Source organism: Bacillus sp. SH7-1, from assembly GCF_008042405.1.
GTDB lineage: Bacteria > Bacillota > Bacilli > Bacillales > Bacillaceae_G > Bacillus_A > Bacillus_A thuringiensis_N.
In genome coordinates, this window is the sequence record NZ_QNUD01000007.1 from 236966 (window position 1) to 263146 (window position 26181).

Below are 26181 nucleotides of genomic sequence, written 5' to 3' on the forward strand. Positions count from 1 at the left end.
AACGATAAACTACTTTATAGAAATGCAGATATATCTGATTTTAGATATCGTAATATTCTGAGTTTAAAAGGGGTGGTGAAAATGATCGTAGATTACAAGTTCAGAGTAAGATGGGGTGATACTGATGCTGCGGGCATAGTATTTTATCCTAACTTTTATAAGTGGATGGACGATGCTACACATGAGTTTTTAGCTGTTATAGGATCTCCATCATCTACTTTGTACGTTGAACAGAAAATTAGTGTTCCACTTCTTGAAGCGGATTGTCAGTTTAAGAGCCACTATTTTTTGAAGATTATGTAATAGTTCGTAGTTCAGTCGTGGAAATGCACCGAAAAGTGTTCAAAATAAGCCACATGTTTTTTAAAAATGAAAAGATGGTAGCGGAAGGATATGGAATTCGGGCTTGGACATCGTTTAAAGAAAAACCGAAGGCTCATCCGATTCCGAATCATATCCGAGAAAAAATGATGGCTGAAAATATTGGGATATTGAAAAAGTGATTCACTTTTTTTACCACTTTTTTCAGATAGTACTCTTAAAACAACAATAGATTATAGCCAGTTCATCATTCATAGTTATAAGCTTTTAATTTTATATATTCCATAAAACTTAGAAATGAGGCATAATTTCATGAAAAGTGTAAACGTGATGGATATACAACCGCGCTTCGCCATTTGTAGGGAGTAGAAAAAGAAATTCATATGAAACGAGCAGTCGCAGTTTCTCTCACATCCATTATTCCAAGACTTGGTCTTTGGCTAGATGAAGATCCATACGGTCCGAAGTTTTAAGGTTTTAGTATTGAAAACTATTTAATAGGGACGTCAAACCTACATGGAATGTTCAAGTATTAATTATGGTGTAATTTAAAATGACTTATATATAAATCTAATTTTAGCTAGGTGATAATCTTATTATTAAAAAAACATACTAAGATATGTTGTCTTCAATGTGAATCATTGGTAGTAGAGATAGAAAAAATTAGAGGACTCATGGTATTTACTGCCCTTGAAAAAGGATTTACAGATCCTAAGACAATAGAGATAAGCCAGAAACTAGATCAGCTGTTGAATAGAACTAACTAATAGAGGCCTAAATAGATGTGCAATTTAGTTCTCTATTTTTTGATTATTGTTAGTTTGATGGGGATGGAGTAGTACCAATAAAACACAAATTTCGTATGCTACGACAATGTAAAGATTTTATGCTGCCCGTAAATAACTGATTAATGAGGGCTAATAATTAGTGGGGGGGATGTCCATCCTCATGGATCTAAGTTTCACGTTATAAAAAAAGCTTCCACTACTGTGGAAGCTTCTCTAAATGATGTGCAATATCAACATACATATTAGAGTAAACGGAATGGATTTCATTACTTGGTGTAGCGTTAGAAGAGAAGTGGACAATTACCATATTCGCTTTCGGATCGATGTAAAGTGTTTGTCCGTAACTACCTAACACTTCAAAAGCACCTTGTTCATTGTGCGGAATCCACCATTGATTATGATAAGAAATGGAAGCTCCAGGGCCAACTGCAAGTTCGCCTTCTTGAACATTTTTTATATCTTCAGTAATAGAAGAAGGGAGAATTTGTTTTCCGTTATATTCCCCGTTATTTAATAATAATTGTCCGAATCTCGCCATATCTCTAGCAGTTGCATTTAAACCAGCGCTAGCTTGTTCTACTTTTGTTTCATCTGTAACGTAATACGCGTTTTCTTCCATACCAATTTGAGACCAAATTCGCTCGCTAACATTTTCAGCTAATGATTTACCAGTGATTGTCCGAATAACCCAAGCGAGTGTTTCGGCTGACCCGTTATCGTAAGAGAAATCGGAACCAGGCGGTGCAGTTTCTTCTGCTTCTCGTAACATATCATAAATTTTCATCGGGCCGTCGTAGTTTTTACCTCGAGGTAAAATGTTGCTCGCTAAGTATAGTTGTGCATCTTGATTTTCTAACGCTGGATGTTCGTATCCGTGAGTAGGGTACTCTGCAGACACTTGCATGTCCATTAATTGTTGCAGCGAGGCTTTACCGAACGGTGTATTTTTTAATTCTTTTATATATGTGTCAGCTGTTTTTGCTAAATCAATACGTTTTTCTTCAGCGAGAGATTGTATAATTGCTCCGGTAAAGACCTTTGCTAACGATGCCATACCATGAGGTTCACTTTCTTTATAACCATTGAAATATCGTTCATATACAAGTTGTCCATTATGTACAACGACGAAAGCATCCGTTTTGTTATCATCTAAAAGTTTTTTTAGAGGAGTTGTATTTCCAAATCTACGTTCCACAGCAAAATCGTCTAAGTTTTGCAATGCAGTAGGGAAGTGGGAAATTTGATTAGGGTTATTATTTACCTCGTTAATTAAAGTGAATTCTTTCATATGTGTGTACGACCAGCGTAAGTACGGATCATCTAGCCAATTTTTTTTCGTCACGTTATTTTTCGATGGGATTGTTTTATTGTGTTTGAAGTATGTAAAACCGAGCCCTGTAATTACAAATATGAATGTGATTATGAGTAAGAGTAGGGGAGATTTTTTAAGTTTCATATCGGTCCCTCCTTTTTATTTCTATTATAAGTATACGCTTCAATTAAAAGAAATACAAAATAAGGAAAGTAAACGGATAAGTTTACTTTCCTTATTTACGTTAAGCGGATATTTGTCCGTCTGTACGCTGTTTCTTGAATTTTTGTTTTCGTCCGTGTAATCCATAGTATAAAAGTAAAGTGAACGCAACGATAATAGCTGCGATAAAATACATATTATGATAACTTGATTTTGCTGCGACGATACCTAAAATGAAAGAACCAAAGCCAATACCACTATCAAAGAATGAGAAGTACGTAGCTGTCGCAGAACCACGTCGATGGTTTGGAGCGGCAGAAATTGCAATCGTTTGGAAGCTAGGAATTAATGTTCCGTAGCCTAAACCGATTAACATACCTGCACCAAGGAACCAAAATGAAGTTTGTGCTTGGCTTAAAATGAACATCCCAATTGTGAAAATAATGATAGCTGGGTAAATAAGTACATTTTCACCGAAGCGATCAAAAATCTTACCTGTAAATGGACGAGAAATTACAACAACAAGTGCGTATAAAATAAAGAAGTAACTTGCAATGTCAGCTAAACCGAGCTCTTTTGCATAAATAGGAATAAAGGATAAAATGCCACTATAAGAAAAGGCTAAAACAAATCCTGTAAGAGCGATCGGAATAGAAGATGGTTCAAGTAAGTCTTTCCATTTCATTTTTTCTTGTTTGTGTTTCTTTACTGGTGCTTCATGCGGAATATTGACAAGTAGTCCTAATAAAAATGCAAGCAATGAAAATACGGAACAAACGATAAATAATACTGTAAATGAAAAATGAGAAATAATTGTTAAACCTAAAAAAGGACCAATTACCATCGGCAGACTCATAAATACGCCGAAATAGGCAAGTGCTTCGCCGCGTCTATGAGCTGGCGCAACATCTGTGACAATCGTACCCGTTGCAGTTGTTGCCATACCGAACCCAATACCATGTAAGAAGCGAAGGGCAAGTAATAAAAATAAACTTTGCGCACCGAAATACATAACAGTGGCGGCTAAAAATAATGAAAGTGAAATAAATAATATTTTCTTTCTTCCTAAATCATCGAGCCATTTTCCTGTAAATGGTCGACATAAAACAGATGAAATAAGAAAAACAGTTGCAACTAAACCAATTTCCTCAGGTTTTCCTTTTAGGCCGTCTATTACATAGACAGGTAAAGTAGTCATAAGCATATAAAATGTTAAGAAGAGAAATAGACTACTAAAACAAGTTCCGAGGAAATCCTTCGTCCAAAGTTTCTCACTTTGCATGGTCATCCCTCCAAGTTAATCTAAGTTTTTAATAATTTGTTGTAATACTTGAAATGCTTGATGTAAATCATCTTCGTTAATACCTTCTAGCGTCTTTTCTTCGAAAGTATCAACTTCTTCTTGCCATACCGGAATCATTTTTATCGCTGTTTCTGATAACGAAATGAGCTTCTCACGGCGATCTTTTCCTTCTGTACGAATAATCCAGCCCATCGTTTCCATACGTGTTAACGTACGGGTCATCGTTGGTGATTCAACATTTAAATACTGACATAATTCTGTTTGCGTACAAGAACCAGTTTGATTGATACGGAAAATAACAGCCCACTGCGCACTAAATAACCCAGTTGGAGATACGCGTTCATTAAATTTCTTCGTAAACTTGCGAGAAGTCTGGCTGACAATGTGAAAAAAATGTTGTTTTTCGTCCATATAGTTAGATCCTTTCAAATTAGTTACCTAGCTAACTATATACTTTTTTATTTTAATTGTCTAGTAATAGACATGTTGATTTATGTAAAAAATTCGTATAGCTTTTTTGTTGAGAACATACATTCTGCGTGTTATTCTTTAAGTAAGTAAAGAATTTTCTTTCTATTAAAAAGAATGGGGGAACTTGTGATGATTAAGCCTGCAACAATGGAGTTTGTTTCACTATCGAACGGAGAAACGATTGCGTATCAGGAAGTTGGAAGGCAAAATACAGAAATTCTTGTGCTCATTCACGGGAACATGACATCGTCACAACATTGGGATTTAGTTATTGAAAAGCTGCAAGATCAATACCATATTTACGCTCTTGATTTAAGAGGATTTGGTCAATCAACATATAATCAATCGATAGATTCATTACAAGACTTTGCAAGAGATGTAAAACTATTTATCGATCAATTAAAATTAGAGAAATTTTCATTAATGGGCTGGTCAATGGGCGGTGGTGTTGCGATGCAATTTACAGCGAATCATCCAACGTTTGTCGAAAAGTTAATTTTAGTAGAATCAGTAGGAATGAAGGGCTATCCAATCTTTAAAAAAGATATTAACGGGCAACCGATCGTAACGAGTCTATTAAAAACGAAAGAAGAAATCGCGCAAGATCCAGTACAAATTGCACCAGTGCTAGATGCGATAAAAAATATGAATAAACTATATTACCGCACAGTATGGAACTTATTAATATATACACATAATCAACCTGAACCGGATCGTTATGAAAAGTATTTAGATGATATGTTAACGCAACGTAATTTCGTAGATGTGAATTATGCGCTCATTACATTTAATATTTCGGATGAACATAACGGGGTTGTAGAGGGAAATAAACAAATTCATCATATTAAAGCTCCAACACTCGTCATACAAGGTGACAGAGATTACGTCGTACCGCAAGTAGTCGGTGAGGAATTAGCAAAACATTTGCCAAATGCAGAGTTGAAGATATTAGAAGATTGCGGACACTCACCGTTTATAGATTGTTTAGATGTATTTATAAAGCATGTAGAGCATTGGTTAGAACAGAAATAATCCCCGAAATGAAAGGTATTGCATATACTATAACATTGTAGGTAAAAGGGGAGATTATCCATGCATCATCCGCTCTTAATTGCGCATTCGCCATATAATCATCATGTATATACAAAAATGATGATAGCTCCGCTGTATATGCAAGTTTCACCAGCCGTAGTTCCGTTACAAATACAACAGCCACCAATTGTTCATTCGCATCATTATTTATATGAAACTGCTTTTTATAAACATCCGTATTTCAAGCAATTCCATAACAATGTGAAAGCACAAGTTTGGGAAGGTTAAGAAGCTGAAAGGTTCATTCTTTTAGCTTCTTTTTTATTGATAATATTCGTACACGCATCTAAAGAAACAGTTTATAATGAAAGGTGGAAAGCGTGAGAAGGAGAGGGAAATGGATGTCAATGCGTTTTACTTTTTGGATTATGGTTGGGATTGTAGCAATCTCAGGTTTGTCACAAGGTATGCTTTTACCAGCCATTGCAATGATTTTTGAACAAGAAGGGGTTAGTTCAAGTATTAATGGTATTCATGCGACGGCACTATACATTGGGATATTAGTTATTTCACCGTTTCTTGAAAAACCGATGCAAAAGTTCGGAATGAAGCCAATTATTGTGATTGGTGGGTTTCTCGTTATCATTTCATTATTCTTTTTTACACAAACTTTTTCATTCTGGGTATGGTTTATCCTTAGATTTCTAGTTGGAGTCGGAGATCATATGCTGCATGTCGGAACACAAACATGGATTACGACAACATCAGACCCGAGTAAAATAGGGAGACAAGTATCGATATACGGTGTATTCTTCGGAATTGGTTTTGCCGTCGGTCCGTATTTAGCAAGCACTGTGCAGTATGGTCTTGCAACGCCATTTATTATATCTACTATACTGTGCTTAATAGGTTGGCTCCTATTACTGCCAACGAAAAATGCATTCCCAGCGCAAGATGAAAGAGAAGTGAAGAGTGAATCATCATTTTCTCGTTATAAACAAGTTGTTGGATTAGGATGGATTGCGTTACTTGGGCCACTTGCATATGGCGTACTCGAAGCAATGTTAAATAGTAACTTACCAGTATACGCGCTTCGTAAAGGATGGTCTGTTTCAGAAGTATCCTTCTTATTACCAGCATTTGCAGTTGGGGGCATTATTACACAAATTCCACTTGGTATATTGAGTGACAAATACGGAAGGGACCGTATATTAACGTGGACGTTTAGCATAAGTACGGGTATTTTCCTACTGGCAGCCGTATTTGATCAATATTACTGGATCGTCTTTGCCTGCATGTTGTTAGCGGGTATGGTCATTGGATCTTGCTTCTCTTTAGGACTTGGATTTATGACAGATTTATTACCGAGACATTTACTACCAGCGGGTAATATATTATCTGGAATCGCCTTTAGTTTAGGAAGTATACTGGGACCTGTATTAGGAGGCGTATTTATAGAAAAAATACAGTATACAAGCTTTTTCATTGCGGTTATGATTATAATAGGAATTCTCGCAATGGTATATATGATCTACATGAAGAATCAATTCGCATCAAGAAAAATAGAAAGTAGGTTAGGGCATGACAAAACAACCTAATAAGAAAAAATTTGAAGTACTCGAAAATGAAACAATTACAGACTGCTTAGCACGTATGGAACAAGAAGGCTATGCACCGTCTCGTCGCATGGAAGAGCCAATTTTTCATGAAGTGAAGAAAAACGGCAAAACAGAAGTTGAACCGTGCGGTAGAAAAATTGTTTTTGAGGGGAAATTGAAGTAATAAGTTATTTAAAAAGAATTTGCTTTCAGGTACAAGCAAGATAAAAGATATAGTCACATAAAAAATCGCTATTGATTCCAATATCAATAGCGTTTTTGTTTTTAATAAATATATAGATCAAAATGAATTTCTGCTTGAATGAAACTAGCAAAGTCAATAATCTCTTTTTGTAAATACATTGCGGGTGATTCGTTATTCTCCACTTGAATCACTATCATAAAAAGAAACTCTAAACCAAACTTCTTCTTGAGATGTTTTAATTGTTCTGTTTTTCCTTCAAGGGATTTTAGAATAACATGCAACTGATCATTTATATCATATGATTCTTGATAGCCAGTGCTTAAAGTCCAATCCGTAGCTTTTCTATATAGGGTTTTGGTAGATACAAGATTCGGATTATCACGTCTTACAACAACATCACCTTTTTTATAAGTTTGTGTCGGCTCGATACTTAAGGCCTCGGTAATTGCTTCAACAGGGAACATTTCACCTGTTACACTAAAATAAGCCATAACTTTAGTTTTATCCAGAACGGTTCCTCCTCTATTATTAAGATGTTACTTTTATTACATTATAAAAATTTATGAATGTATTTGCTAGAATGTAAATGTGTTTTTTTATTGAATTTTGACGTTGGTATATGAATGATAAAGCTAGATATATACCTTTGTAGGAAAGAACAATTATACAAAAGTAGGATGATTTCAAATGTGTTTATTTGTATTATAAAAACAAAATATTTTTAAAAAATTGGAATGTAGGGAAGGGGGATCATAATGATACAAAGCATATATGAAACGCATTTACATGTAAGAAATTTAGAAAAGGCGATAGATTTCTATCAAAATAAGTTAGGTTTAATATTAGCAAAAAAACTATCGAAAAGGCGGGTTGCTTTCTTTTGGATAGGAGAAAATAAAAAACAAATGATTGGATTATGGGAAGTACATCGTAATGAGGATTTTGAGATAAAACACTTCGCTTTTCGTGTAGATTTAGAGTTTTTAAAGACTGCTAAATTGTGGTTAGAGAAGCGGGGAATAGAGGTAGTAGGGAGTCAGGGGAAAGGGAATGAAGAGCCAATTGTTCAAAGGTGGATGCCAGCTGCAAGCGTATATTTTCTAGATTGTGATGGAAATAAATTAGAGTTTATTTCTATGTTACATGATGATCCAGATGAATTAGAATATGCAACGTATTTAAGTGAATGGGATGCGGAGCATCAAGAAAAATAAAGTTTAATCAGTAGGAGTTTCATAGCTTTGTATGATGTAAAATAGCTAGAAACAAAATAAAACCCTTCAAGAATAAGGGTATCCTTGAAGGGTTTTTTCTATATTTTATATTGCTTGTAACGTATTAATGATGTTCAATTTTAGATATTTCGGCGCGTTGAATATAACCATCAGAGAAGCTGAAATAAAGAGAATAGCTTTCTCGATTATATATAAAGCCTTCACTAGTCATATCCTCTCCGACTCCATCTGGTTCACCAAACCACTCTTTTAATTCGTTGATAGAGATATCCATTTTCACCCATATATATCTAGCGTCTGAAGGATACATATCAATATTATAATCTCCGTATACCGCTGTATTAGGTGCGTCACATTCTGTACATGGTGCTTTTTTCAAAACATCAGGCACTCCATATTCTTTTTTTACATCAGATAGATCTTTACCCAATGAATTTAATTTAAATGGACCAAACGTCCCATTCTCTAAAGCAGTTGTTAACATTTGTTTCAGTTCTTCTTTTGAATTGATGTTGAAATTATGATCTCTGTTTTTTGCTATTGCATTATAGAAAAATTGTGCATACTGCTCACGCTTCACAAATGTGTTTCCGTTAAAATTACCTGCCTCGTCACCTTGTGCTATACGGTTACTACGCAGTGTATTTACAGCTTCATAAGCCCAATGACCTTTTGGTACGTCTTTAAATTTTCCTTGTTCTTTTGATTCTAAATGAAATGCTTTTTGTAATATTACTGCCATTTCATATCGAGTTAATACATCATCTGGACGGAATGTACCTGTTCCATCACCTGTCATTATTCCAGCTTGCGCAATGGCTTTAATATCTTTTTCAAACATATGATTTGCAATATCACTAAACATATTTCCTTGTTTATCGTCTGCTATTAAACCTAAATGTCGATTGACTAAAGAAGCTACCTGTCCTCTAGTGATGTTGTCCCCAAAACCAAATTTGCCATTTCCATATCCCTTATAAATCCCTGCTGCCGCTAAGTAATCAATAGCATCTTTTGACCAGTGGTCCTTTGGTACATCTGTAAATACAGTGTTCGTATTGCTAGTTACCTTATAGCTATTCGTAGTTGTTTGTGCATTTACTGTACCTACCATCGTTGTAGTTGCTAGTGCTGCGGTGATTACGAATCCGAAAAATTTTTTAGCTTTGCTTGTTTTCTTGCCCATTTGCGAAAGCCTCCCCAGTTTCATTTAACTTTATTAAATATACTCATTACACATATGCATGTAATACAACTAAATGCATGCATCGTAATTATAACATGTAAATTATAATTATTTGTCATTTATTTCCGTAATATGGATAAAATTTTGATAATATAACTGAAAATGTAATATTTGGATAATGGATATTAAGTAAAACATGCTGCTTTCCAATCTGTAATAGAAAACAGAACGTATATTTGGTATAATCGAAATATACTATATGCAACGATGTACATGAGTTTGACATTTATGTATTAAGGTACGTACTACATAATAATAACTACGCTATAGAATTCAGTTCATGTTATACAAATCAATCGTTAGAAAGGAAAAGAAGTAATGAATCAAATTTCATTTGAAGATTTATTTGAAGAAGAAAACAAACCAGAAAAGGTGGAGGTAGCTGATATACCAGTACCTTTATCGCCATTACAAAAAGATATATTGGAATTAGTGGATTTTGAAGAAATAAGTGCACTTGAGCTATGTGAACAATTAATACGATCTGGCAAAATATCAGATGAAAGATTCACAACGAATAAGCCGAAAGCATATGGACAAGTATGCTTAGTATTAGAAGATTTTGTTAAAGAAGGAAAGCTTATTTTTGTCAAAAGCGATGAGAAAAGAGATAGAGTTTATAAATTAAATGAAGAAGTTTCTAACATATAAGTTGTCCAGAGGTAAATGAATGTTTTCTAAGAAGAGAGTTCAGTAGTTAAAGAAAAAGGTGGTATCAATCAGGAAAGATTGATACCACCTTTTTCTTTTTTAACATCTTACATACTTACGTTTGAAACCAAGTCTGCCTCTATCAAGTTCTTTCTGAATACTTTCGGAAGCATTTAGCAAACTGTTTTTTTTATTATCGCGTTTTACTTCAACTATACCAACTTCTTTTGCAATCTCGACTGCCTTTTCGTGTAGTGGCACATATGAAATTGCTACAGTGTTTAGGAAATTATTCATAGCGGATTTAGTTCGTTCTGGCGAATCATGGATTGTCTTTTTCACCATTTCAAGCATATCGGAAATTTTACTTTCAGAAAACTCATTGTCTTTGCGATTTCCTAAAAGCCAGCAGTAGCAACTCCAGCCCGCTGACATTCGTAGCTCGTCTCCACTTGCAATCCATTTATCAGCAACATCTTGTGCAATATTTGATTCTGATAAAGTGACTGCCACGACATAATCAGACAACATATAAAAATATGCTCCGTCTATCCAGCGATCAAAATCAGACTCATTCATAACTTTTGGATCCGCAATAATACCTGCAAAGTACATAGCATCGTAGTTGCCTGTCACATAAAGTTCTTCAGCTAACTCTTGGTTTACTTTTATTTTTTTAGCGATTGGTTTCATAGCACCTGTAGCAACGCCGAAAACTGGCTCGTGCGCACCGTTAGATATGTATATTTTTTTCGTTCGTTCTTTGCCTAGGGCTTCAAGCTCCTGCATAACGGTTTTAAAATCCAAAGCTGTGCACTTCCTTTCTTCATGTAAAGACCATTTTAATTGCGAACAACTAGCCTATATTTTTTATCATGTTTTCCATACATTCTAATTTTAAATCTTATGTGAGTAGGATGTCTACTTTCTATAATTTATCGATAATTCAGTTAGTAATTTTGAAAGTCTAGCTATCTATAATTGTAAGGGTACTATATGAAAGTAGACGGGAAGGAAATACAGAAGTATAGCTTTTTACATAGATTGTTGGGATGAAAATAATATTGTACCTTTGGCTCTTTCTCGATATTATCATGTTATTATTTGGTAAGGGGATAAATGGAATGTAAAGTTAAATATGTGAGGTTGGTTATAAATGATAAAGAAATTTACGAGAGTAATATTAACTGCAGTTATGCCAATTGGTATTATTGCGGGTTGTGGAACTGCTGAAAAAACTGAAGAAAAAGAGCCGAAAGCGGTACAATCGGAGAAAAAGGACTATACGGATTACTCGTATGGAAGCAAAGGTATATTAGTAAGCGGCAAAGCGAAAGAACGTCAACAATACGAGGTTGGATATATGGATGACAATAAGTTAATTGGAATTGATGAAAATATTGAGGATTGTATTATTTTAGATAATAAAGATGAAGCAGGTCTCGTTTGGAAACAAATAGAGCGTGGATCTATTATTGAAGTGCAATATGGTAAAGGTCGCAATGATATTGTAGGCGTACAATTAGTAGGAGATCGTGAGCCATATGAAATTAGTGATAAGTTTGATCGAAATACGATAAACGAGATTGTCGAAAACGTTAAAGGAAATTTGTAATAAAAGCTAAAATGAAAAAATATTTAAGTTTACTATTAATAAAGTCGATTCCTTATTGAGATAAGAAATCGACTTTATTAATTATCTTTTTTGTAAGTTGTCTTTCCAAAAATTATAGCTATTATCAATAACTTCTTTTAATTTGAAATAGTTTTCCCAAGTATCTTTTACGTGGTAGAGAGTTTCTTCGTCTATAAAAACGTCTGAGTAATCACTTATATACTTCCATTCCTCATCATTATTAAAGTAATACATCGCGAATTGGTTGCCTTCGTCATTTAACATGTCGTCTGCCAAAACGCCATCCCAGTTCATATAAATTTCTGTGCCAGTCATTTGTCTAAGTTTAAACTGATTAATTTCGTCTTGAGACTCTTCTTCAAATTCTTCACTAAATAAATTATGTTCAAGTATCCAGCCTAAAAACATACCAGTATGTACAAAAGCTTGATCAATTGGTAAGTCCTCAGGAAAATCACCTTGATAATGGTACTTCGCTTTATCGTAAACAATCGTATCTAACAATCAGTTCATCCCCTTTAACTAATAAACTTGTACTGTTTGTTTTAATAGTTCAACTATGTTTTCAAGCCATTCTAGCGGTGTTATTTCTAGCCCTTCAAAATATATCCCATCTGCTGAATATCGTATGTATGCTTGTTTTTCTTCACTACTATAATCACTTTTTAGAAATTCAGATAGAAAAACGATCGCGTCTTGTAAATATTCCTTGTGTGTCTCTTCTAATAATTCTTTAAGTGCGTCTTCGTAGAAAGTATCTTGATGGAAAGTGCCAGCTAGAAATTGGAAAACTTCATCATCTTCCATATTTTCTATTCGTAGCATACTCATCCTCCTTGTTTCGTATATAGTGATATCGCACAATTAATCTAGAATAATTAATTGTGAAAATAAACTTTCTATGTCTTTAGCATCTTTCTTGAAAAATTTAAGTATGCGTGCCATAACGTAGTAATTTTCCCCACCACGCTTTGATACTAGAACATTCTTTTCGTTTTCTTTTGTAACTTCATTTTCTAATACAGAGTAGATGTGTTTGAAATCGCCTTTTTCAAATACTACACAACATGTTAATAATGCTATGCTGTAGTAATAGCCAATCACATCATACATAGCAAATTGATTGTTTGGCATTAAATCTAATTGGTAAGAGTGTACTGTATTGGCAACGAGTCTAGTTATTCCTTCAGATTCAATAAAAGGTTTCATACGTAAGCAGTGATTTTTAATTAGTGGTGTATGAGCAAAAGATTTTAACTTATTAACTAGTTTCTTTACAATTTTTTGGTCTTCTTCATTTAATGTATCAATATTAGTGAGTAAAATATGAGCAATTTCTTTCATATAAAAACTCCTTTCAATGTAAAAAGATGACAACTATATTATAACGAAAAATTGAAAAAGTTAGTGTCTTCAAATAGGGAAATTACATTAAAACAGGATCTAATTAATAGATACATAGTAGTTATGAAACATCATAAAATTCCTTCTTATTGAAAAAATAAGTAAAAGGTATCCTAATCTATTTTTTGAGAAGTAGTAGGGTGTAAGGTGGATAAGTGCTTTTGACGGCAATTGCAATTGGTCTTAAAATAATGTCTGTTAAGGAATTTTATAGAAACTATCATTCACCTGCTGGGGAAAGTATTTATAAAAGGGTGGAATAAACATAGTTTTATACATACATAGTAGATTCATAGTCTTTCACGAATGAGAAAATAAAGGGAGGTTAGAATGCTTACACGAACTGTGTAGGTATTTCATACAGCAATGAATATTAAAAAACAAGTAATCACACTATCAACAAGTTTAGTAATGTTAGGGAGCGCACCTTTAGCAATATCAGCAGAAGAGAGTAAAAACCTTCAAACGGATCAACTTCGTATCGCACAAGGGGAACATGGAACGAACGGATTAAGCTATTCTAATTTCAATCTAGAAACTCCTGATCACATGCAAATTAACGAAACGGAAGTATCAGAGAATGAGAAAATACTTCTAGAAGAATATAAGCATAAACATGATGAAACAGAAGAACTAAATAAAATGAAGGAAGCTAAAAAAGGTCAAGTAGCAGAAGATGAAGCTATTTCAAACATTGAAAAGGCATTTGAAAATGTAGACGGTCGAAATGATGGCTCTACTCGTGAAATGAAGCCGGTTGAAAAGCCAAGAGCTATTCAGTATAGTGCATCGATGACTACAAAGAAATATGGAACACTTGCAGGTACTCCATTTGTAGAGTGGATTGTTCCAGCAGGAAATCCTGATATTCGCCCTGCTAATCCGATGAAAGCACGCTACATTACAATTCACGAGACTGCAAACACAGCCCGTGGTGCGAATGCTGAAAATCATGCGAAATATTTGTATAAACAAGCAACGGAAGGTACGTTCCGAACAGCTTCTTGGCATTTTACAGTGGATGATAAACAAATTTATCAGCACTTACCAACAAATGAAAATGGATGGCATGCAGGAGATGGCGATGGCTCAGGAAATAGAGAGTCTATCGGTATCGAAATTTCAGTTAACCAGGATGGAGATTACAATAAAGCGTTAGAGAATGCAAAGAGACTTGCAGGTTATTTAATGAACAAAGAAGGAATTAGCGCGGACCACATTTATAGGCATCAACAATGGAGTGGAAAAAACTGTCCTGATATTTTAATTTCTCGTGGGAATTGGACTGGCTTCGTACAAGGTATTCAATGGTATGCAAATGTTAACGCACAAATTGATTCGCCTTTACAAGAAAGAAATGAGCTATTTGATTCAAATGAATATAATCCAGCTGAACCTAATATGGAGCTTGTAGTGAATGGTGATGGTATAAACGTACGTAGTGGTGCAGGACTTGAACATCATATCGTTCGTAAAGCTTCAAACGGAGATCGTTACAAAGTGTTAGCAGTTAAAAACGGTTGGTATAAAGTAGGTAACGATGAGTGGATTTTCTATAACCCAAGTTGGATTAAGATAAACTACAATGTGCCAAATAAAGAAGTGCAAAAACCAAAAGATGATATTACAGGTGGATGGTTTGAAGGGCATATTCGTAAGCTGAACAGCCTAGGAATTATGCACGGTGAAGGAAATGGTGTATTTGCGCCTTATCGTAATGTAACGAGAGCTGAGTTTGCGACATTAATCTCAAATGCTCTAAAGCTACCAGAAGGAAATAAGTCATTTGTAGATATGAACAAAGCGCATCCATCCCTTCATAGCGGTATTAAACGTAGTGCAAGTGCAGGAATTATTAACGGTCGTGGCGGCGGGATTTTTGATCCTAACGCATCTATCACACGCGAAGAAGCATCGATCATGATTGATAACGCATTACAGTATAAAGGTGTTACAGGTGAATTAGTCGCATTACCATTTAGGGATCAACATTTAATTACATACAAACAGCATGTTCAACGATTATATAGTTTAAAGGTAGTTACTGGTGTTGGAAATAATGAGTTTAATCCTAAAGGGACAACAACTCGTGGTGAAGCAGCTGCCTTTTTAGTGAAGATGTTAAACTCTATGCAGAAATAAATGAATTGTATAGTTTATATTGGTACAAGGAAAAGTAATAAGGATTTTAAAGGAGCTATTCAAATGGAACAGCTCCTTTTTATATTAACCACTATGAAGCCCCTTCCAAGCCCCTTATAAGCACCTACCAAGTAATAAATCACTAAGAAAAAACAAAACAAAACAAAAACAACTACAAGAACAAAAAGCGCGAAAAATAAAACCGTCGTTGTAGTAGTTAAAAAAATTTGAAATTCAAATGCAAAAACCAAGCCCTCATTCCTATATGTATATTGAAGGATTGAACTCTGTCTTTTTATGAGTGACAGGAGGAGGTAAACATATGGCGGTGTACCGTAATGTGCAGGTGAACTTTTGGCAAGATGAATTCATATTAGATTTAACGCCAGAGGAGCGTTATTTTTACATATATTTGTTAACTGGTACGAAAACGAAGCAATGTGGAATTTACGTATTACCGAAGCGTGTGGCAGAACTTGAAACAGGCTACAATATGGAGACTGTTGAGAAGCTATTAAATAGGTTTGTTGAATATGGAAAGATTTTATACGATGCGGAAACGAAAGAGTTATACATACTAAATTGGTTACACTATAACCCTATTTTAAATAAGAACGTAGAAAAGTGTGTGTTACGTGAATTAAAGACTGTAAAAAATAAAGAGTTCGTACATATGTTTTTACGTAAATGTCTTGAAGAAGAATGGAAGATTCCGTTGTTATTGCAGCATTTTGGTATGCCAGAAGAAGAGGATAATAGTAGTTTAGAAGTAGTTGTTGAAGAAGAGATAGAAGAGGATACTCCGCATGGTGAAGTTTATAAATTTTACGAGCAACATATAAGTAGTCTATCTCCATATATTGTGAAGGAATTGAAGGGGTGGATACGAAAAGTTTCAGGAAATACCGTACTAGAGGCACTTAAAATTGCGTTTGAACAGAATAAGCGAACGCTTGCTTATGTGAAGGGGATTTTGAGGAATTGGTGTAAGAAAGAACGGGGGGATTTAAGGGAAGGAAAGGAAGGAGTATTCAGTTTACATGATCCATAGCATGAGCAAGGAAGGATTTTTTCTTTTCTAAAAGGTTCTATCAAAATAGAAGCGAATAGTTTGAGAAAGGAGGGGGTTAACATGGAAGTCGTTATAAAGAAGAAACGAACTAGGGGTAAGAGAATTTTTATTTGGTCCAGTAGTATCGTTCTTTTGTTAATGATTTGTACAGCGATTTTTTTGAACATATATACGCTTAGTTCTGTGCCAAAGATAGATGGAACGATAAAGCTAGAGGATTTACAACATGCTGTTAAGGTGAAGCGAGATAGTAAAGGGGTACCGCATATTAAAGCGGAAAATGCACATGATTTATATTTTTCGCAAGGGTATGTACAAGCGCAAGATCGTTTGTTTCAAATGGATTTAAGTAGAAGACAAGCTTCTGGTATGTTGAGTGAAGTTGTAGGAGAAGCAGCTGTTGATCGAGATAAGTTGTTTCGAACGCTCGGTTTACGGCGTGCGGCAGAAGCATCTGTTAGTCAATATGATGGAGAAGCAAAATATGCCCTGCAGTCATTTGCTGATGGGGTGAATGCTTTTATACGTGAGGCGAAAGAGGAAAAGAAATTGCCGGTCGAGTTTACTATATTAGGTTATGAGCCGGCTGAATGGTCAATTGTGGATTCTTTAACAATTGGAAAGTATATGGCGTTTGATTTAGGTGGACATTGGCACGGACAGGCGTTTCGGTATTGGGCGCTGAAAAATCTACCGAAAGAGCAAGCAAATGAGCTATTTCCTACATATCCGAAAGATGCACCTAGATTGCTAGCTGAACTGAAAAATACAAATGTGGATGTAGCACAAAGTTTTGCAAAAGCGATCATTCCACCAGAGTTTAATGGTAGCAATAACTGGGTCATAAGTGGTGAGAAGAGTGCGTCTGGTAAGCCGATTTTAGCAGATGATCCTCATTTATCTCTTGCGACGCCTTCTATTTGGTATCAGTCGAAACTTGAAACGAAAGATTTACATGTGAGTGGCGTCATTTTCGCTGGAGTGCCAGGTGTTATATTAGGTCACAATGACAAAATAGCATGGGGCGTTACGAATACCGGTCCTGATGTACAAGATTTATATATTGAAAAGAGAAATCCTAATAATGAAAATGAATTTCTGTATAACGATAAGTGGGAAAAAGCTACTGTTGTGGATGAATCTATTAAAGTAAAGGGCGGAAAGACAATCCCGTATAACGTTACAGTTACGAGGCATGGCCCAGTTATTTCAGAGTTTGCGGATAAAGGGAAAGAGAAAACGAAAACAGTATTTGCTTTAAAGTGGACAGCTTTGGAGCCTTCCGCTGAATTAAAGGCTGTATTAAATATGAATAAAGCGAAAGATTGGAATGAGTTTGAAACGGCTCTTCAAGATTTTCATACACCAACTCAAAACTTTGTATTTGCATCAAACGACGGCACTATTGCTTATAAAGCGAATGGAAATATACCAGTACGTAAAAAAGGTGATGGTAGTTTACCAGTGCCAGGGTGGACACATGAATATGAATGGGAAGGGTATATCCCGTTTGATCAGCTGCCAAAAGTAATCAATCCAAAACAAGGGTTTATTTCCACTGCGAATAATAAAATTGTTGATGATAATTATCCGTATCATATTAGTAATACGTGGGCGCAGCCATATAGGCAAATGCGTATTCAAGAGTTTTTGCAAGAGAAGGAAAAGTATACGGTGAAAGATTTAGAAGAGTTACAGATGGATCAAAAGAATTTATACGGGAAAGAGTTTACCCCTATATTTTTAAAAGAGTTAAATAAAGCATCTTTAAATGAAGTAGAGAAAGAAGGCGTAAAACAATTAACAAAGTGGAATTATTACGATAGTAAAGATGAAGCTGCACCATTAATATTCCATTTGTTAATGAAAGAGATTTCAAATACGTTATTTTCAAAAGAAATACCGAAAGATGTGATGGAGTTATTTGAAGGGAAGGCACAAGTCGTTGATGAATTAATTCGAAAAGAAGTAGCAGGAGAAAAGAGCGCTTGGTTTACGAAGTACGGAGGCTTCACAAAAGTTGTGCATACATCGTACGAAAATGTAATGAAAAAATTACAGAAGGAATATGGACCAAATGTTACGGAGTGGAAGTGGGGGGATTACCATCAACTTGCTTTTACACATCCAATCTCAAAATCATCTAGTATGTTAGCACTACTTGCATTTAATCGTGAGAAACCAGTTCCAATTGGCGGAAGTCAAGTTACCGTTCAAGCAGCGAGTTACGGAGATAACGGTATTGTCAATCACGGGGCTTCTTGGCGATTCGTTATTGATACGAAAGATATGTCAAACGGTTATCATATCGTAGGGCCAGGACAATCGGGACATTTTAGAAGCGATTGGTATCATGATCAAATAGATGATTGGGTAAATGGAACGTATCATACGACTTCACTGAATACGGATGGCATAGAGGGGAAAGTGTTAACTTTGCAGCCGAAGTGATAGGATGTTTTTGTTTGGGGATGGGGCTGTTAGATAGTATGAATCGAATAAATTAGATACTGAGATTGAGAGTCCTGTAACAACTATAACTAGGGAGGATTAAATAAAATATTGAGGGTTGTTAAATTTGTTTTTTTGGGATTAGGAATACCTGAAATCGGAGTTTATGCTTCAATTCACTATGAAAAAGAGCATCTTTATTTACTAAGATGCTCTTTTAAGGCTTTACGCAGCGTGTTATTTGAGAAGTAAGAATGATTTTATCAAAAAAATCCATTGGAGATCCAATGGATTTATATATAACAATTTTTTCGAGACTTCATTCAACATCATAACAAATTATTAATAAATAGTCTATATTTTGGGTTAGATTTTTTATATAGTTTGGTTGATAGCAAAACTATATAAAAGGGGTGTTATTCATTGGAAAACACTTGTCACCTTGATCAATCTGATTTACAGGAGTATATGCAAAAGGTCTTTGGTACCAGTTATTTGGTTTCTAATGTAACGAAAATGCATGGAGGTGCACAAAAGGTAGTCTATAAGATTGATTGCAGCAATGGATTTTCCAGCGTTCTGTATGTGTGGGATCTTACCATGAATTATTTTCAAGAAGAAATAGCAAGCGGAGATATACATGAGCAATCTTATAGTAGTGATTTATTCGAATTAAATAACAATTTTTTAATTCAACAAGGAATTCAAACCCCCATTTTATATGATCTGAATAAGGAAAGAAACCGTTATCCTTATGATTATGCTCTCGTTGAATATGTAAATGGACAAAAGGCAGAAGTGTATTTTCAACATACTGATTCATATGTGAAAGATAAAGTGTTTCAGCAGATAGGAGATATGCTGACAGGCATGCATGCCAATGAGAGAAATACTTATGGGAAAGCGAATCAAAGTGGAATCAACACGGAAAAATGTCATCACTTGCAAATGAAGCATGCAAAAAAAGATTTAGATTACGCATCACAACATATTGAGAGCATAAAGGCAAGTCATAGTAAGCTACTCGATACATTGTACGAGCTTGAATCAAAAATTGAACCAAGAAGTCGATATGGATTTATACATGGGGAATTAGGCCCAGATCATGTATTAATTAATGACAAACTAGAACCTTATTTGATTGATATCGAAGGAGCCAAGTTCTTTGATATTGAGCATGAGCACAGTTTTTTACAGTTTCGATTTGGGGATTATTATCGATATTTAAAGAATGATACTCTTGATTCCGACAGGATTTTATTTTATCGGTTCCATCATCATATATCCTTAACTTCAGGCGGATTGAAATTGCTTCACAGAGGCTTTCCGAATCAACAATTTGCAAAAGATCTAACCGATTACCATTTCCGTTGTGCACTGCGTTTTATTGAAGGTTGAACTTATGTCCTTAAGTTACATATTACCTTTCCTTATAACGACAAAACTACCATGTTAGAAAGTGATTTTCATACATTTCCTGTGGTGAGGCTCTGTTTCATGGTTGGCTAACAGCATGTTTTTTTAGAAAACAATCTTCTTAAATACAAATTTAACTAGAAATGCTTTTCCGCAATCGGGACTATTGTGGAATAAAGCTTAGATTTTTAAACGACTTTATTATTATATTTTTACCCCCATCCTAAATTTAGAACGGGGTTATGCTTGTGTGAGCTTTTAAAATTAAATAACTTTATTTTCATTTTAGGGGAATTTATTTTTCTTAGTTTGATAGCGATGTGTCATTTCCACTATATGTTAAAATGAAATTAATTTAAATTAATTAAGAAAGCAGGAGTGAATATGGCATATTGCAAAGTTCGTCAAGCTGATATCTATTATGAAGATATAGGGGAGGGGATACCAATCGTGATGATACATGGCTATTCTTATGATCATCGATTAATGAGTGGTTGTATGGAACCTATATTTACTGAAAGAGATAAATAGAGACGTATTTATATTGACCTTCCTGGAATGGGACTAACAAAAGAATATAACGAAATAAATTGCTCTGATGAAATGTTGGATGCTGTTTTAGATTTTATTCAAGCTGTTCTTCCTAATCAAGAATACTTAATTGCTGGGGAATCCTATGGTGGCTATTTAGCTAGAGGAATTATTGAAAAGCAAAAAGAAAGAATACTCGGAGCGGCTTTTATATGTCCTGTTATTGTTCCTCTAAATAAGAATAGAAAAGTTGAGAAACATATAATTTTGAAGACTGATAATGAATTTATTGGCAGTTTATCAAAAGATGACAGGGAGGATTTTAGTGCTAACCATGTTGTGCTTGATGAGTACAATTGGTTACGATACAAAAATGAAATCCTGACAGGTTGTAAAGTTGCAAATGAAGGATTTTTAAATAAGGTTAAGAATAACTTTGAGTTTTCATTCAAAGTAGATCATTCTGATTTTGATAAACCAAGTGTATTTCTTTTAGGAAGACAAGACTCTTCTGTTGGATATAAAGATACACTCGACATCATAAACAAATATTCAAGGGGAACATTCGCTGTGCTGGATACAGCTGGTCACGATTTACAAATAGAACAACCACAAATTTTTAATGCTCTAATAAATGAATGGTTGGATAGAGTTGAAGAAACTTATATTTAACTATGAGGTCCCGCCCATCACTATCAAGTTAAGATAAATTTGTATCCATATCAAAAATAGGGTGTAATAAAGTGAACTGATTTCATAGTAAAGAATTAATCAAAGCTTTTAAAAGAATACATAGAGCAGTTAAAATTAAATCTTAATTTTATTAATCTTGGAAATAACACTGTACTGAGATACTACTCAAATCTTAAATAACCTTAAAAGCCTACTAACAGTTAAGTGGATAGTAGGCTTTTGTATTTTAGAGAAAAAATTCACTGATTTTATTATTACAAAACAGTAAGTGTTTTAATATTTACTTATACGATAACGGGCCTTATTTACTCTGTTACAAAGGAAACCACACAAAGCGTTCTGTTTCTTTGTTACTCATTTTTATACACCGCAAAATATTTTGTTATTCAATAATTCCAATTTCTAGAGCCTTTTGAACAGCCTCTTCTTTGTTACGGACTCCTAGCTTTGTATAAGCTGTGGAAGCATAATTTCTGACCGTACCATTCGATAAATATAACCTTGATGCTATGGTAGTGTATCGAAGTCCTTTTGCTACTAGCTGCAATATTTCTATCTCCCTTGTTGTTAGCTCATAAGCGGTTGCTTTTGATTGTGGTGTCTCTTTTTGCTCATCAAACTTCTCAAATATTTTGTGAGACATTCCCTGATCAATCAGTGTCCCACCTTTGTGAATAAGTCGAATCGTATTAGCTAGTTCCAACGTTTCAATAGATTTGAGTAAAAAACCATCCGCACCGTTGCGAAATGATTCCAACGCTTGTTCGGTATCCTGAAAAGTTGTAAAAATCAATACGCGGATATGTGACCATTGTTGCTTAATCTTTTTGGTTGCTTCGACTCCATCCATGTGCTGCATATCTAAATCCATAAGTATAACATGGGGTTGAAGGCGCCCACACAAATCGATGGCTTGATTGCCATCCTCGGCCAAGCCGACTACATTTAAATCTTCATATCTATCGAGTAGTGTCCTCAAACTTTCTCGAACAAATGGCTGATCGTCTACAATTAACAAACGAATAAGTCCATCTTTTATTTCAGTTTGTCGCGGTATAGTACATGTAACAAGCATTCCTTCATCTGGCTTTGTATATACAGATAATTGACCTTGCAAATTCATTGCCCGTTCTTTCATCGCATTCATACCGAAGCCTTCCTGCCATTCTACATTTCCTTTTCCATTATCTTGAACTTCTAACCTCGTATATTGTTGTTCAAACTGCAATGAAACTATAATTTCAGTCCCTTGACCATGACGTACTGCATTCGTAAGGGACTCTTGTAAGCAACGAATGAATGCGATTTTCGCTTGCCGAGACAATTGATACTCCTCTCCGAATGTCCTAAAACTTACATTTACCTGAGCGTGCTCCTGAAATTCGGCTCCAAGGTTTTGTAGGGATTGAATCAAGGAAGGCGATTGACACGGAGAATCCATTTGATGTAGGTAACCTCTCACGTCCTCGATGCTTTTACGTCCCATTTCAAGCAGAGAATCTAGCCTCTGTATACCCATTTCAGTAGCAAGTTCGGTGCGCAACGTTTCCATTCCCATAATAATAGAAGTATAAGCGTGACCAACTGTATCATGAAGCTCATTCGACAGTCTGTTTCGTTCCTCTGCCAGCGTAATGCGTTCAATTTGAGACATATATTGCTCAAGTACTGCGTTTTGTTTACGAATTGCTTCATTTTGCTTATGATTGACGATTAATAAATGGAAGGCGAATCCCATTACATAAGCGAATCCATAATAAATGACCATAACCCAATAGCTATTACTTGGCGCAACCGCATAGAAAATTCCAGTTGTTATAAAAACTGTTATTGGAGCTGTCCAATAATAGGACAAATGCTTACTATTTGCTGCGAGAAGAAACACTGATATAAGAAAAATATTGTAAGCCTCTGGAAATAAAGAGGTTAAATATATACATAGTCCACCATAAAGCAATATTTCTGTGAATAAATAATATTTATAATTGAATAGTAAGGCTACCCATGGAACAGAGAAGGCAATAATTTCCCAAAGAATAATAATCCAAAGTGGTAATGTTAAACCATCCTGAAAATTTAATGTAGCTAGAATGATAGACACACTAGCAAGCAGACGGATTCCTAACATAATCCAATCATACCAAAACCAATATTTAACCATATCAAACAAGTCATTTACCCCCTAAATAACCTACCTTTTTACTTCCTATATTATAATTTAATCCTTTCTGCCTTATTATACTTTTTATTTTAAAACTGCGATACTACTCACAGACTGCAAATTTCTATTGATTTAGTTGCCGAATCATACTACGTGTATAGCCTCCAATTTCCTTTGTCAAACCATCGACTATTCTAATACTTATGGCGGTAAATACTATACCTATAGACATTACAAAGAGTGACTTGGCAAAAGTATCTATCTGTATGAATATAATGTTCATTTCGATGTATCGATATAGTAGTGGTGCCAACAGCAACATAAGTGGCATTACATAAAAAATGGTTGCAATAATGAGACTAATAATGCCAATCGCAAATTTCTGCATTAACCAATAGACAGCAGACCAAGTGCGACGATCTGTAAGCACTAATTTCACCTGAGCCCAGTTCGATGTATCCATTGTTATACTTCTATCGTAAGAGTCTGTAGAAATATCTGTATAAATTTTCGTTTGTATGCGCTCGAATTGGATAAAAGGTGTAGTAGTTTGTAGTACGCGTATAACTAGTGGAATCCCAACTACCGTAAATGAAAGGGTGAAACTGAATAGCAGAGCTATTAGATAAAAACAAAAATAAAACAATCCTGTAACGAAAGTTAGCAATAAAAAATAACCATTCTGGATGAATCTTGATTTCATAATGTTCATCGCTCCTATCTATGTAATAACCGAATCATACTGCTTTTTTTGTCATTCTCACCAGTGTAAAAGTGTCATATGACATTTCTAAATGATGTTAAAAAGGGGAGGGTAACCTACTTATGGTTAAAAAAGATGCTTTTATTAATCCTCCACAAAACAATCCCGCTTTTGCATCTGCAAGAACGGGATTGTTTTGTACTTTTATTTAATATGAGATGGACTTGTTTTTCGAATGTGAAAAATAATATCAAATTGCTCAAGCAATGAAGTATCAAAGTATAATGAACCGTTCGGGAGGATTTGTCCCCCTATACTTAGTAATGGTCTTTTTGCTTTAACCCATTTCTCTGCTTGACCTTTAAGGTGACGGTTATCCAACAAAAACATATTATATGGTACTTTTCCAAGGGTATAATTAAAACTAGTTACATCTTGTGAAATCGTATCTGTTGTAATCTTACCTCCGGTGGAAGGGTTATATTCGCTGTATAAGGTGAAATTCCCCTCCGTAGTTGTACTACCAATTGTGACATAATTATTGTTTAAACGTTCCTTCAAAAATTGCCCCGCAACATAAGGGTATAATTCCTCATCGATAATTCCTTTAGCTATATGAATATTGTGTGCCCATACCATCGTTTTACCACCAAATGTCTCTTGTGCCCACATTGCATGATCGGCCAAGTATTGCTCATGTAGTTTTATTATGCTTGGATAGTCGTTAGGAAGTAGCATTGTGGTAAATTTCTCTATTGCACTTGCTGTTGCTTTCACCCAGCTGTACTCGGATGGAATTATTTCTGTGTTGGCTTGCTCATTCTCATCTTTTAGTAATCGGACTACTCTCTCAGCGTTTGCTTTGAACTTCTCTTTCATTTCAGGAGCAAGTTTCATATATTCCTGTATATTTCCAGTAAAAGATGACAATTCTTTATAATTTTCTTCTACTTCTGCCAGCAAATCTGGTCGATGCACCCTTACATAATCAATTACTTTATTAAAGCTACCTTGGTCCAACGTTTTTAAGTCGAGCCCAATAAATTGGATCTTTTTTTTATTGGATGGATCAGCATTATAATCTTTCATCCACTCAATCATGGCTATAATTTCATCAGTAGGATATAACAAGTTTAAAAATTCCCTAGGGTTTCCTTTTCCTGTTTGGATATATTCATTTAGCTTTAAGCCGTTTCCCCAATCTTCTTCCATTGTGAAATTTGTAAAACCCATCTCAGTAACTAAATATTTCACAAGTCGAAACTTCATAGTGAAAATTTCAGAGCTTCCATGAGTATTCTCTCCTAATCCTACATATTGTGCACTCCCAATCATTTTCTTAAGTGGTTTTAAATCCTCAAATGATTTTGACGGCTCAATCGTTTTTAATGGGTAAGCCTGTGATTGTATGGATTTAATTATATTTTTTTGAATTGATTGACCTGAATTTTCGACTGCTGTCGTTTGAGCGTTTCCTACTTCCACACATCCTGTGACTAATAAAGCTGTACTAACCATTGCAATGATTCTTTTCTTATTCATCTCTGCCACCTCAATTGAATTGTTTTTATAAGCAAGATTGATTCATGTACTTGCACGAATCAATTGCCTTAATTCAATTGTTATCTATTCCATATCATATTTTCTA

Annotated in this window: 24 protein-coding genes and 3 pseudogenes; 15 read left to right on the forward strand and 12 right to left on the reverse strand. The window is 34.9% G+C overall.

Going from position 1 to position 26181, the window contains the following annotated elements; translation table 11 throughout:
• Positions 1-81: 81 nt before the first annotated feature.
• The 3 genes and pseudogenes from DN390_RS07525 (at position 82) to DN390_RS07535 (ending at position 1088) form a co-directional block, all read left to right on the forward strand.
• Positions 82-503, forward strand: a pseudogene (locus DN390_RS07525) (acyl-CoA thioesterase).
• A 195-nt stretch (positions 504-698) separates the two neighbouring features.
• Positions 699-794: pseudogene (locus tag DN390_RS31045) on the forward strand (FAD-binding monooxygenase); the annotation flags it as partial.
• A gap of 111 nt (positions 795-905) precedes the next feature.
• Positions 906-1088, forward strand: coding sequence for an aspartyl-phosphate phosphatase Spo0E family protein (locus tag DN390_RS07535; RefSeq protein ID WP_255443922.1), 183 nt, complete (start codon positions 906-908; stop codon positions 1086-1088).
• A 217-nt stretch (positions 1089-1305) separates the two neighbouring features.
• On the opposite strand, the gene DN390_RS07540 is transcribed toward DN390_RS07535, so the two are convergent.
• The 3 genes from DN390_RS07540 to DN390_RS07550 all read right to left on the reverse strand — a co-directional run bounded on the left by DN390_RS07540 (position 1306) and on the right by DN390_RS07550 (position 4297).
• Entirely contained in the window at positions 1306-2565 is a 1260-nt protein-coding gene (locus DN390_RS07540; protein ID WP_147807009.1) for a serine hydrolase domain-containing protein, read from the reverse strand.
• A gap of 100 nt (positions 2566-2665) precedes the next feature.
• A complete protein-coding gene (locus DN390_RS07545; RefSeq protein WP_097951820.1) occupies positions 2666-3865 on the reverse strand; it encodes an MFS transporter in 1200 nt (399 codons plus the stop codon).
• A 15-nt stretch (positions 3866-3880) separates the two neighbouring features.
• Complete coding sequence (locus tag DN390_RS07550) at positions 3881-4297, reverse strand: MarR family winged helix-turn-helix transcriptional regulator (protein ID WP_000343680.1); 417 nt, start codon at positions 4295-4297, stop codon at positions 3881-3883.
• Positions 4298-4471: 174 nt separating this feature from the next.
• Between DN390_RS07550 and phaZ the strand changes: the two genes are divergently transcribed.
• The 4 genes from phaZ (at position 4472) to DN390_RS07570 (ending at position 7171) form a co-directional block, all read left to right on the forward strand.
• Positions 4472-5389, forward strand: a complete 918-nt coding sequence (gene phaZ, locus DN390_RS07555) for an intracellular short-chain-length polyhydroxyalkanoate depolymerase (RefSeq protein WP_140350440.1) — start codon at positions 4472-4474, stop codon at positions 5387-5389.
• A gap of 60 nt (positions 5390-5449) precedes the next feature.
• Positions 5450-5677 (forward strand): hypothetical protein, encoded by a 228-nt coding sequence (locus DN390_RS07560; RefSeq protein WP_060631546.1) that lies wholly within the window; start codon positions 5450-5452, stop codon positions 5675-5677.
• A 113-nt stretch (positions 5678-5790) separates the two neighbouring features.
• Entirely contained in the window at positions 5791-6987 is a 1197-nt protein-coding gene (locus DN390_RS07565; protein ID WP_060631545.1) for an MFS transporter, read from the forward strand.
• Positions 6971-7171 carry an NETI motif-containing protein gene (locus tag DN390_RS07570; RefSeq protein WP_000166305.1) on the forward strand — a complete coding sequence of 67 codons (201 nt, stop codon included), beginning with the start codon at positions 6971-6973 and terminating at the stop codon, positions 7169-7171. Before DN390_RS07565 ends, DN390_RS07570 begins: the two co-directional genes overlap by 17 nt.
• Before the next feature lie 101 nt (positions 7172-7272).
• On the opposite strand, the gene DN390_RS07575 is transcribed toward DN390_RS07570, so the two are convergent.
• Positions 7273-7683 carry a DUF4279 domain-containing protein gene (locus DN390_RS07575; protein ID WP_147807010.1) on the reverse strand — a complete coding sequence of 137 codons (411 nt, stop codon included), beginning with the start codon at positions 7681-7683 and terminating at the stop codon, positions 7273-7275.
• A 264-nt stretch (positions 7684-7947) separates the two neighbouring features.
• Between DN390_RS07575 and DN390_RS07580 the strand changes: the two genes are divergently transcribed.
• Positions 7948-8406, forward strand: coding sequence for a VOC family protein (locus DN390_RS07580; RefSeq protein ID WP_147807011.1), 459 nt, complete (start codon positions 7948-7950; stop codon positions 8404-8406).
• Positions 8407-8530: 124 nt separating this feature from the next.
• On the opposite strand, the gene DN390_RS07585 is transcribed toward DN390_RS07580, so the two are convergent.
• Positions 8531-9613 (reverse strand): S-layer homology domain-containing protein, encoded by a 1083-nt coding sequence (locus DN390_RS07585; RefSeq protein WP_147807012.1) that lies wholly within the window; start codon positions 9611-9613, stop codon positions 8531-8533.
• Positions 9614-9991: 378 nt separating this feature from the next.
• Here DN390_RS07585 and DN390_RS07590 point away from each other — a divergent pair, with 378 nt between their 5' ends.
• A complete protein-coding gene (locus DN390_RS07590; protein WP_060631541.1) occupies positions 9992-10324 on the forward strand; it encodes a DUF3895 domain-containing protein in 333 nt (110 codons plus the stop codon).
• A 99-nt stretch (positions 10325-10423) separates the two neighbouring features.
• Here the strand turns inward: DN390_RS07590 and DN390_RS07595 are convergent, their stop codons facing one another.
• On the reverse strand, positions 10424-11131 hold the full coding sequence (locus tag DN390_RS07595) for a DNA alkylation repair protein (RefSeq protein ID WP_147807013.1): 708 nt from the start codon (positions 11129-11131) through the stop codon (positions 10424-10426).
• A gap of 349 nt (positions 11132-11480) precedes the next feature.
• On the opposite strand from DN390_RS07595, the gene DN390_RS07600 reads away from it, so the two are divergent.
• On the forward strand, positions 11481-11939 hold the full coding sequence (locus DN390_RS07600) for a hypothetical protein (protein WP_147807014.1): 459 nt from the start codon (positions 11481-11483) through the stop codon (positions 11937-11939).
• Positions 11940-12020: 81 nt separating this feature from the next.
• Here the strand turns inward: DN390_RS07600 and DN390_RS07605 are convergent, their stop codons facing one another.
• Genes DN390_RS07605 through DN390_RS07615 form a run of 3 tightly spaced genes read right to left on the reverse strand, consistent with a single transcriptional unit; the run spans position 12021 to position 13304 of the window.
• On the reverse strand, positions 12021-12464 hold the full coding sequence (locus DN390_RS07605) for a DUF7832 domain-containing protein (protein ID WP_147807015.1): 444 nt from the start codon (positions 12462-12464) through the stop codon (positions 12021-12023).
• Between the two features lie 18 nt (positions 12465-12482).
• The gene (locus DN390_RS07610; RefSeq protein WP_147807016.1) at positions 12483-12785 is read right to left on the reverse strand and encodes a contact-dependent growth inhibition system immunity protein; all 303 of its coding nucleotides are present in this window, start codon (positions 12783-12785) and stop codon (positions 12483-12485) included.
• Between the two features lie 39 nt (positions 12786-12824).
• The gene (locus tag DN390_RS07615; protein WP_147807017.1) at positions 12825-13304 is read right to left on the reverse strand and encodes a hypothetical protein; all 480 of its coding nucleotides are present in this window, start codon (positions 13302-13304) and stop codon (positions 12825-12827) included.
• A 426-nt stretch (positions 13305-13730) separates the two neighbouring features.
• On the opposite strand from DN390_RS07615, the gene DN390_RS07620 reads away from it, so the two are divergent.
• The 5 genes and pseudogenes from DN390_RS07620 (at position 13731) to DN390_RS07640 (ending at position 21648) form a co-directional block, all read left to right on the forward strand.
• Entirely contained in the window at positions 13731-15506 is a 1776-nt protein-coding gene (locus DN390_RS07620; protein WP_147807018.1) for an S-layer homology domain-containing protein, read from the forward strand.
• Positions 15507-15828: 322 nt separating this feature from the next.
• On the forward strand, positions 15829-16557 hold the full coding sequence (locus DN390_RS07625) for a DnaD domain-containing protein (RefSeq protein WP_147807019.1): 729 nt from the start codon (positions 15829-15831) through the stop codon (positions 16555-16557).
• An 81-nt stretch (positions 16558-16638) separates the two neighbouring features.
• A complete protein-coding gene (locus DN390_RS07630) occupies positions 16639-19029 on the forward strand; it encodes a penicillin acylase family protein (RefSeq protein ID WP_147807020.1) in 2391 nt (796 codons plus the stop codon).
• Between the two features lie 468 nt (positions 19030-19497).
• Positions 19498-20427: a phosphotransferase gene (locus DN390_RS07635; protein WP_147807190.1), complete on the forward strand. Its 930-nt coding sequence runs from the start codon at positions 19498-19500 to the stop codon at positions 20425-20427.
• A gap of 402 nt (positions 20428-20829) precedes the next feature.
• A pseudogene (locus DN390_RS07640) lies at positions 20830-21648 on the forward strand (alpha/beta fold hydrolase).
• 403 nt (positions 21649-22051) lie between these two features.
• Here the strand turns inward: DN390_RS07640 and DN390_RS07645 are convergent.
• From DN390_RS07645 to DN390_RS07655, 3 genes are all read right to left on the reverse strand, one after another.
• Complete coding sequence (locus DN390_RS07645) at positions 22052-23839, reverse strand: helix-turn-helix transcriptional regulator (RefSeq protein ID WP_147807021.1); 1788 nt, start codon at positions 23837-23839, stop codon at positions 22052-22054.
• A gap of 115 nt (positions 23840-23954) precedes the next feature.
• A complete protein-coding gene (locus DN390_RS07650) occupies positions 23955-24533 on the reverse strand; it encodes a sensor domain-containing protein (protein WP_147807022.1) in 579 nt (192 codons plus the stop codon).
• A gap of 204 nt (positions 24534-24737) precedes the next feature.
• Positions 24738-26075: an erythromycin esterase family protein gene (locus tag DN390_RS07655; RefSeq protein WP_147807023.1), complete on the reverse strand. Its 1338-nt coding sequence runs from the start codon at positions 26073-26075 to the stop codon at positions 24738-24740.
• Between the last annotated feature and the right edge of the window lie 106 nt (positions 26076-26181).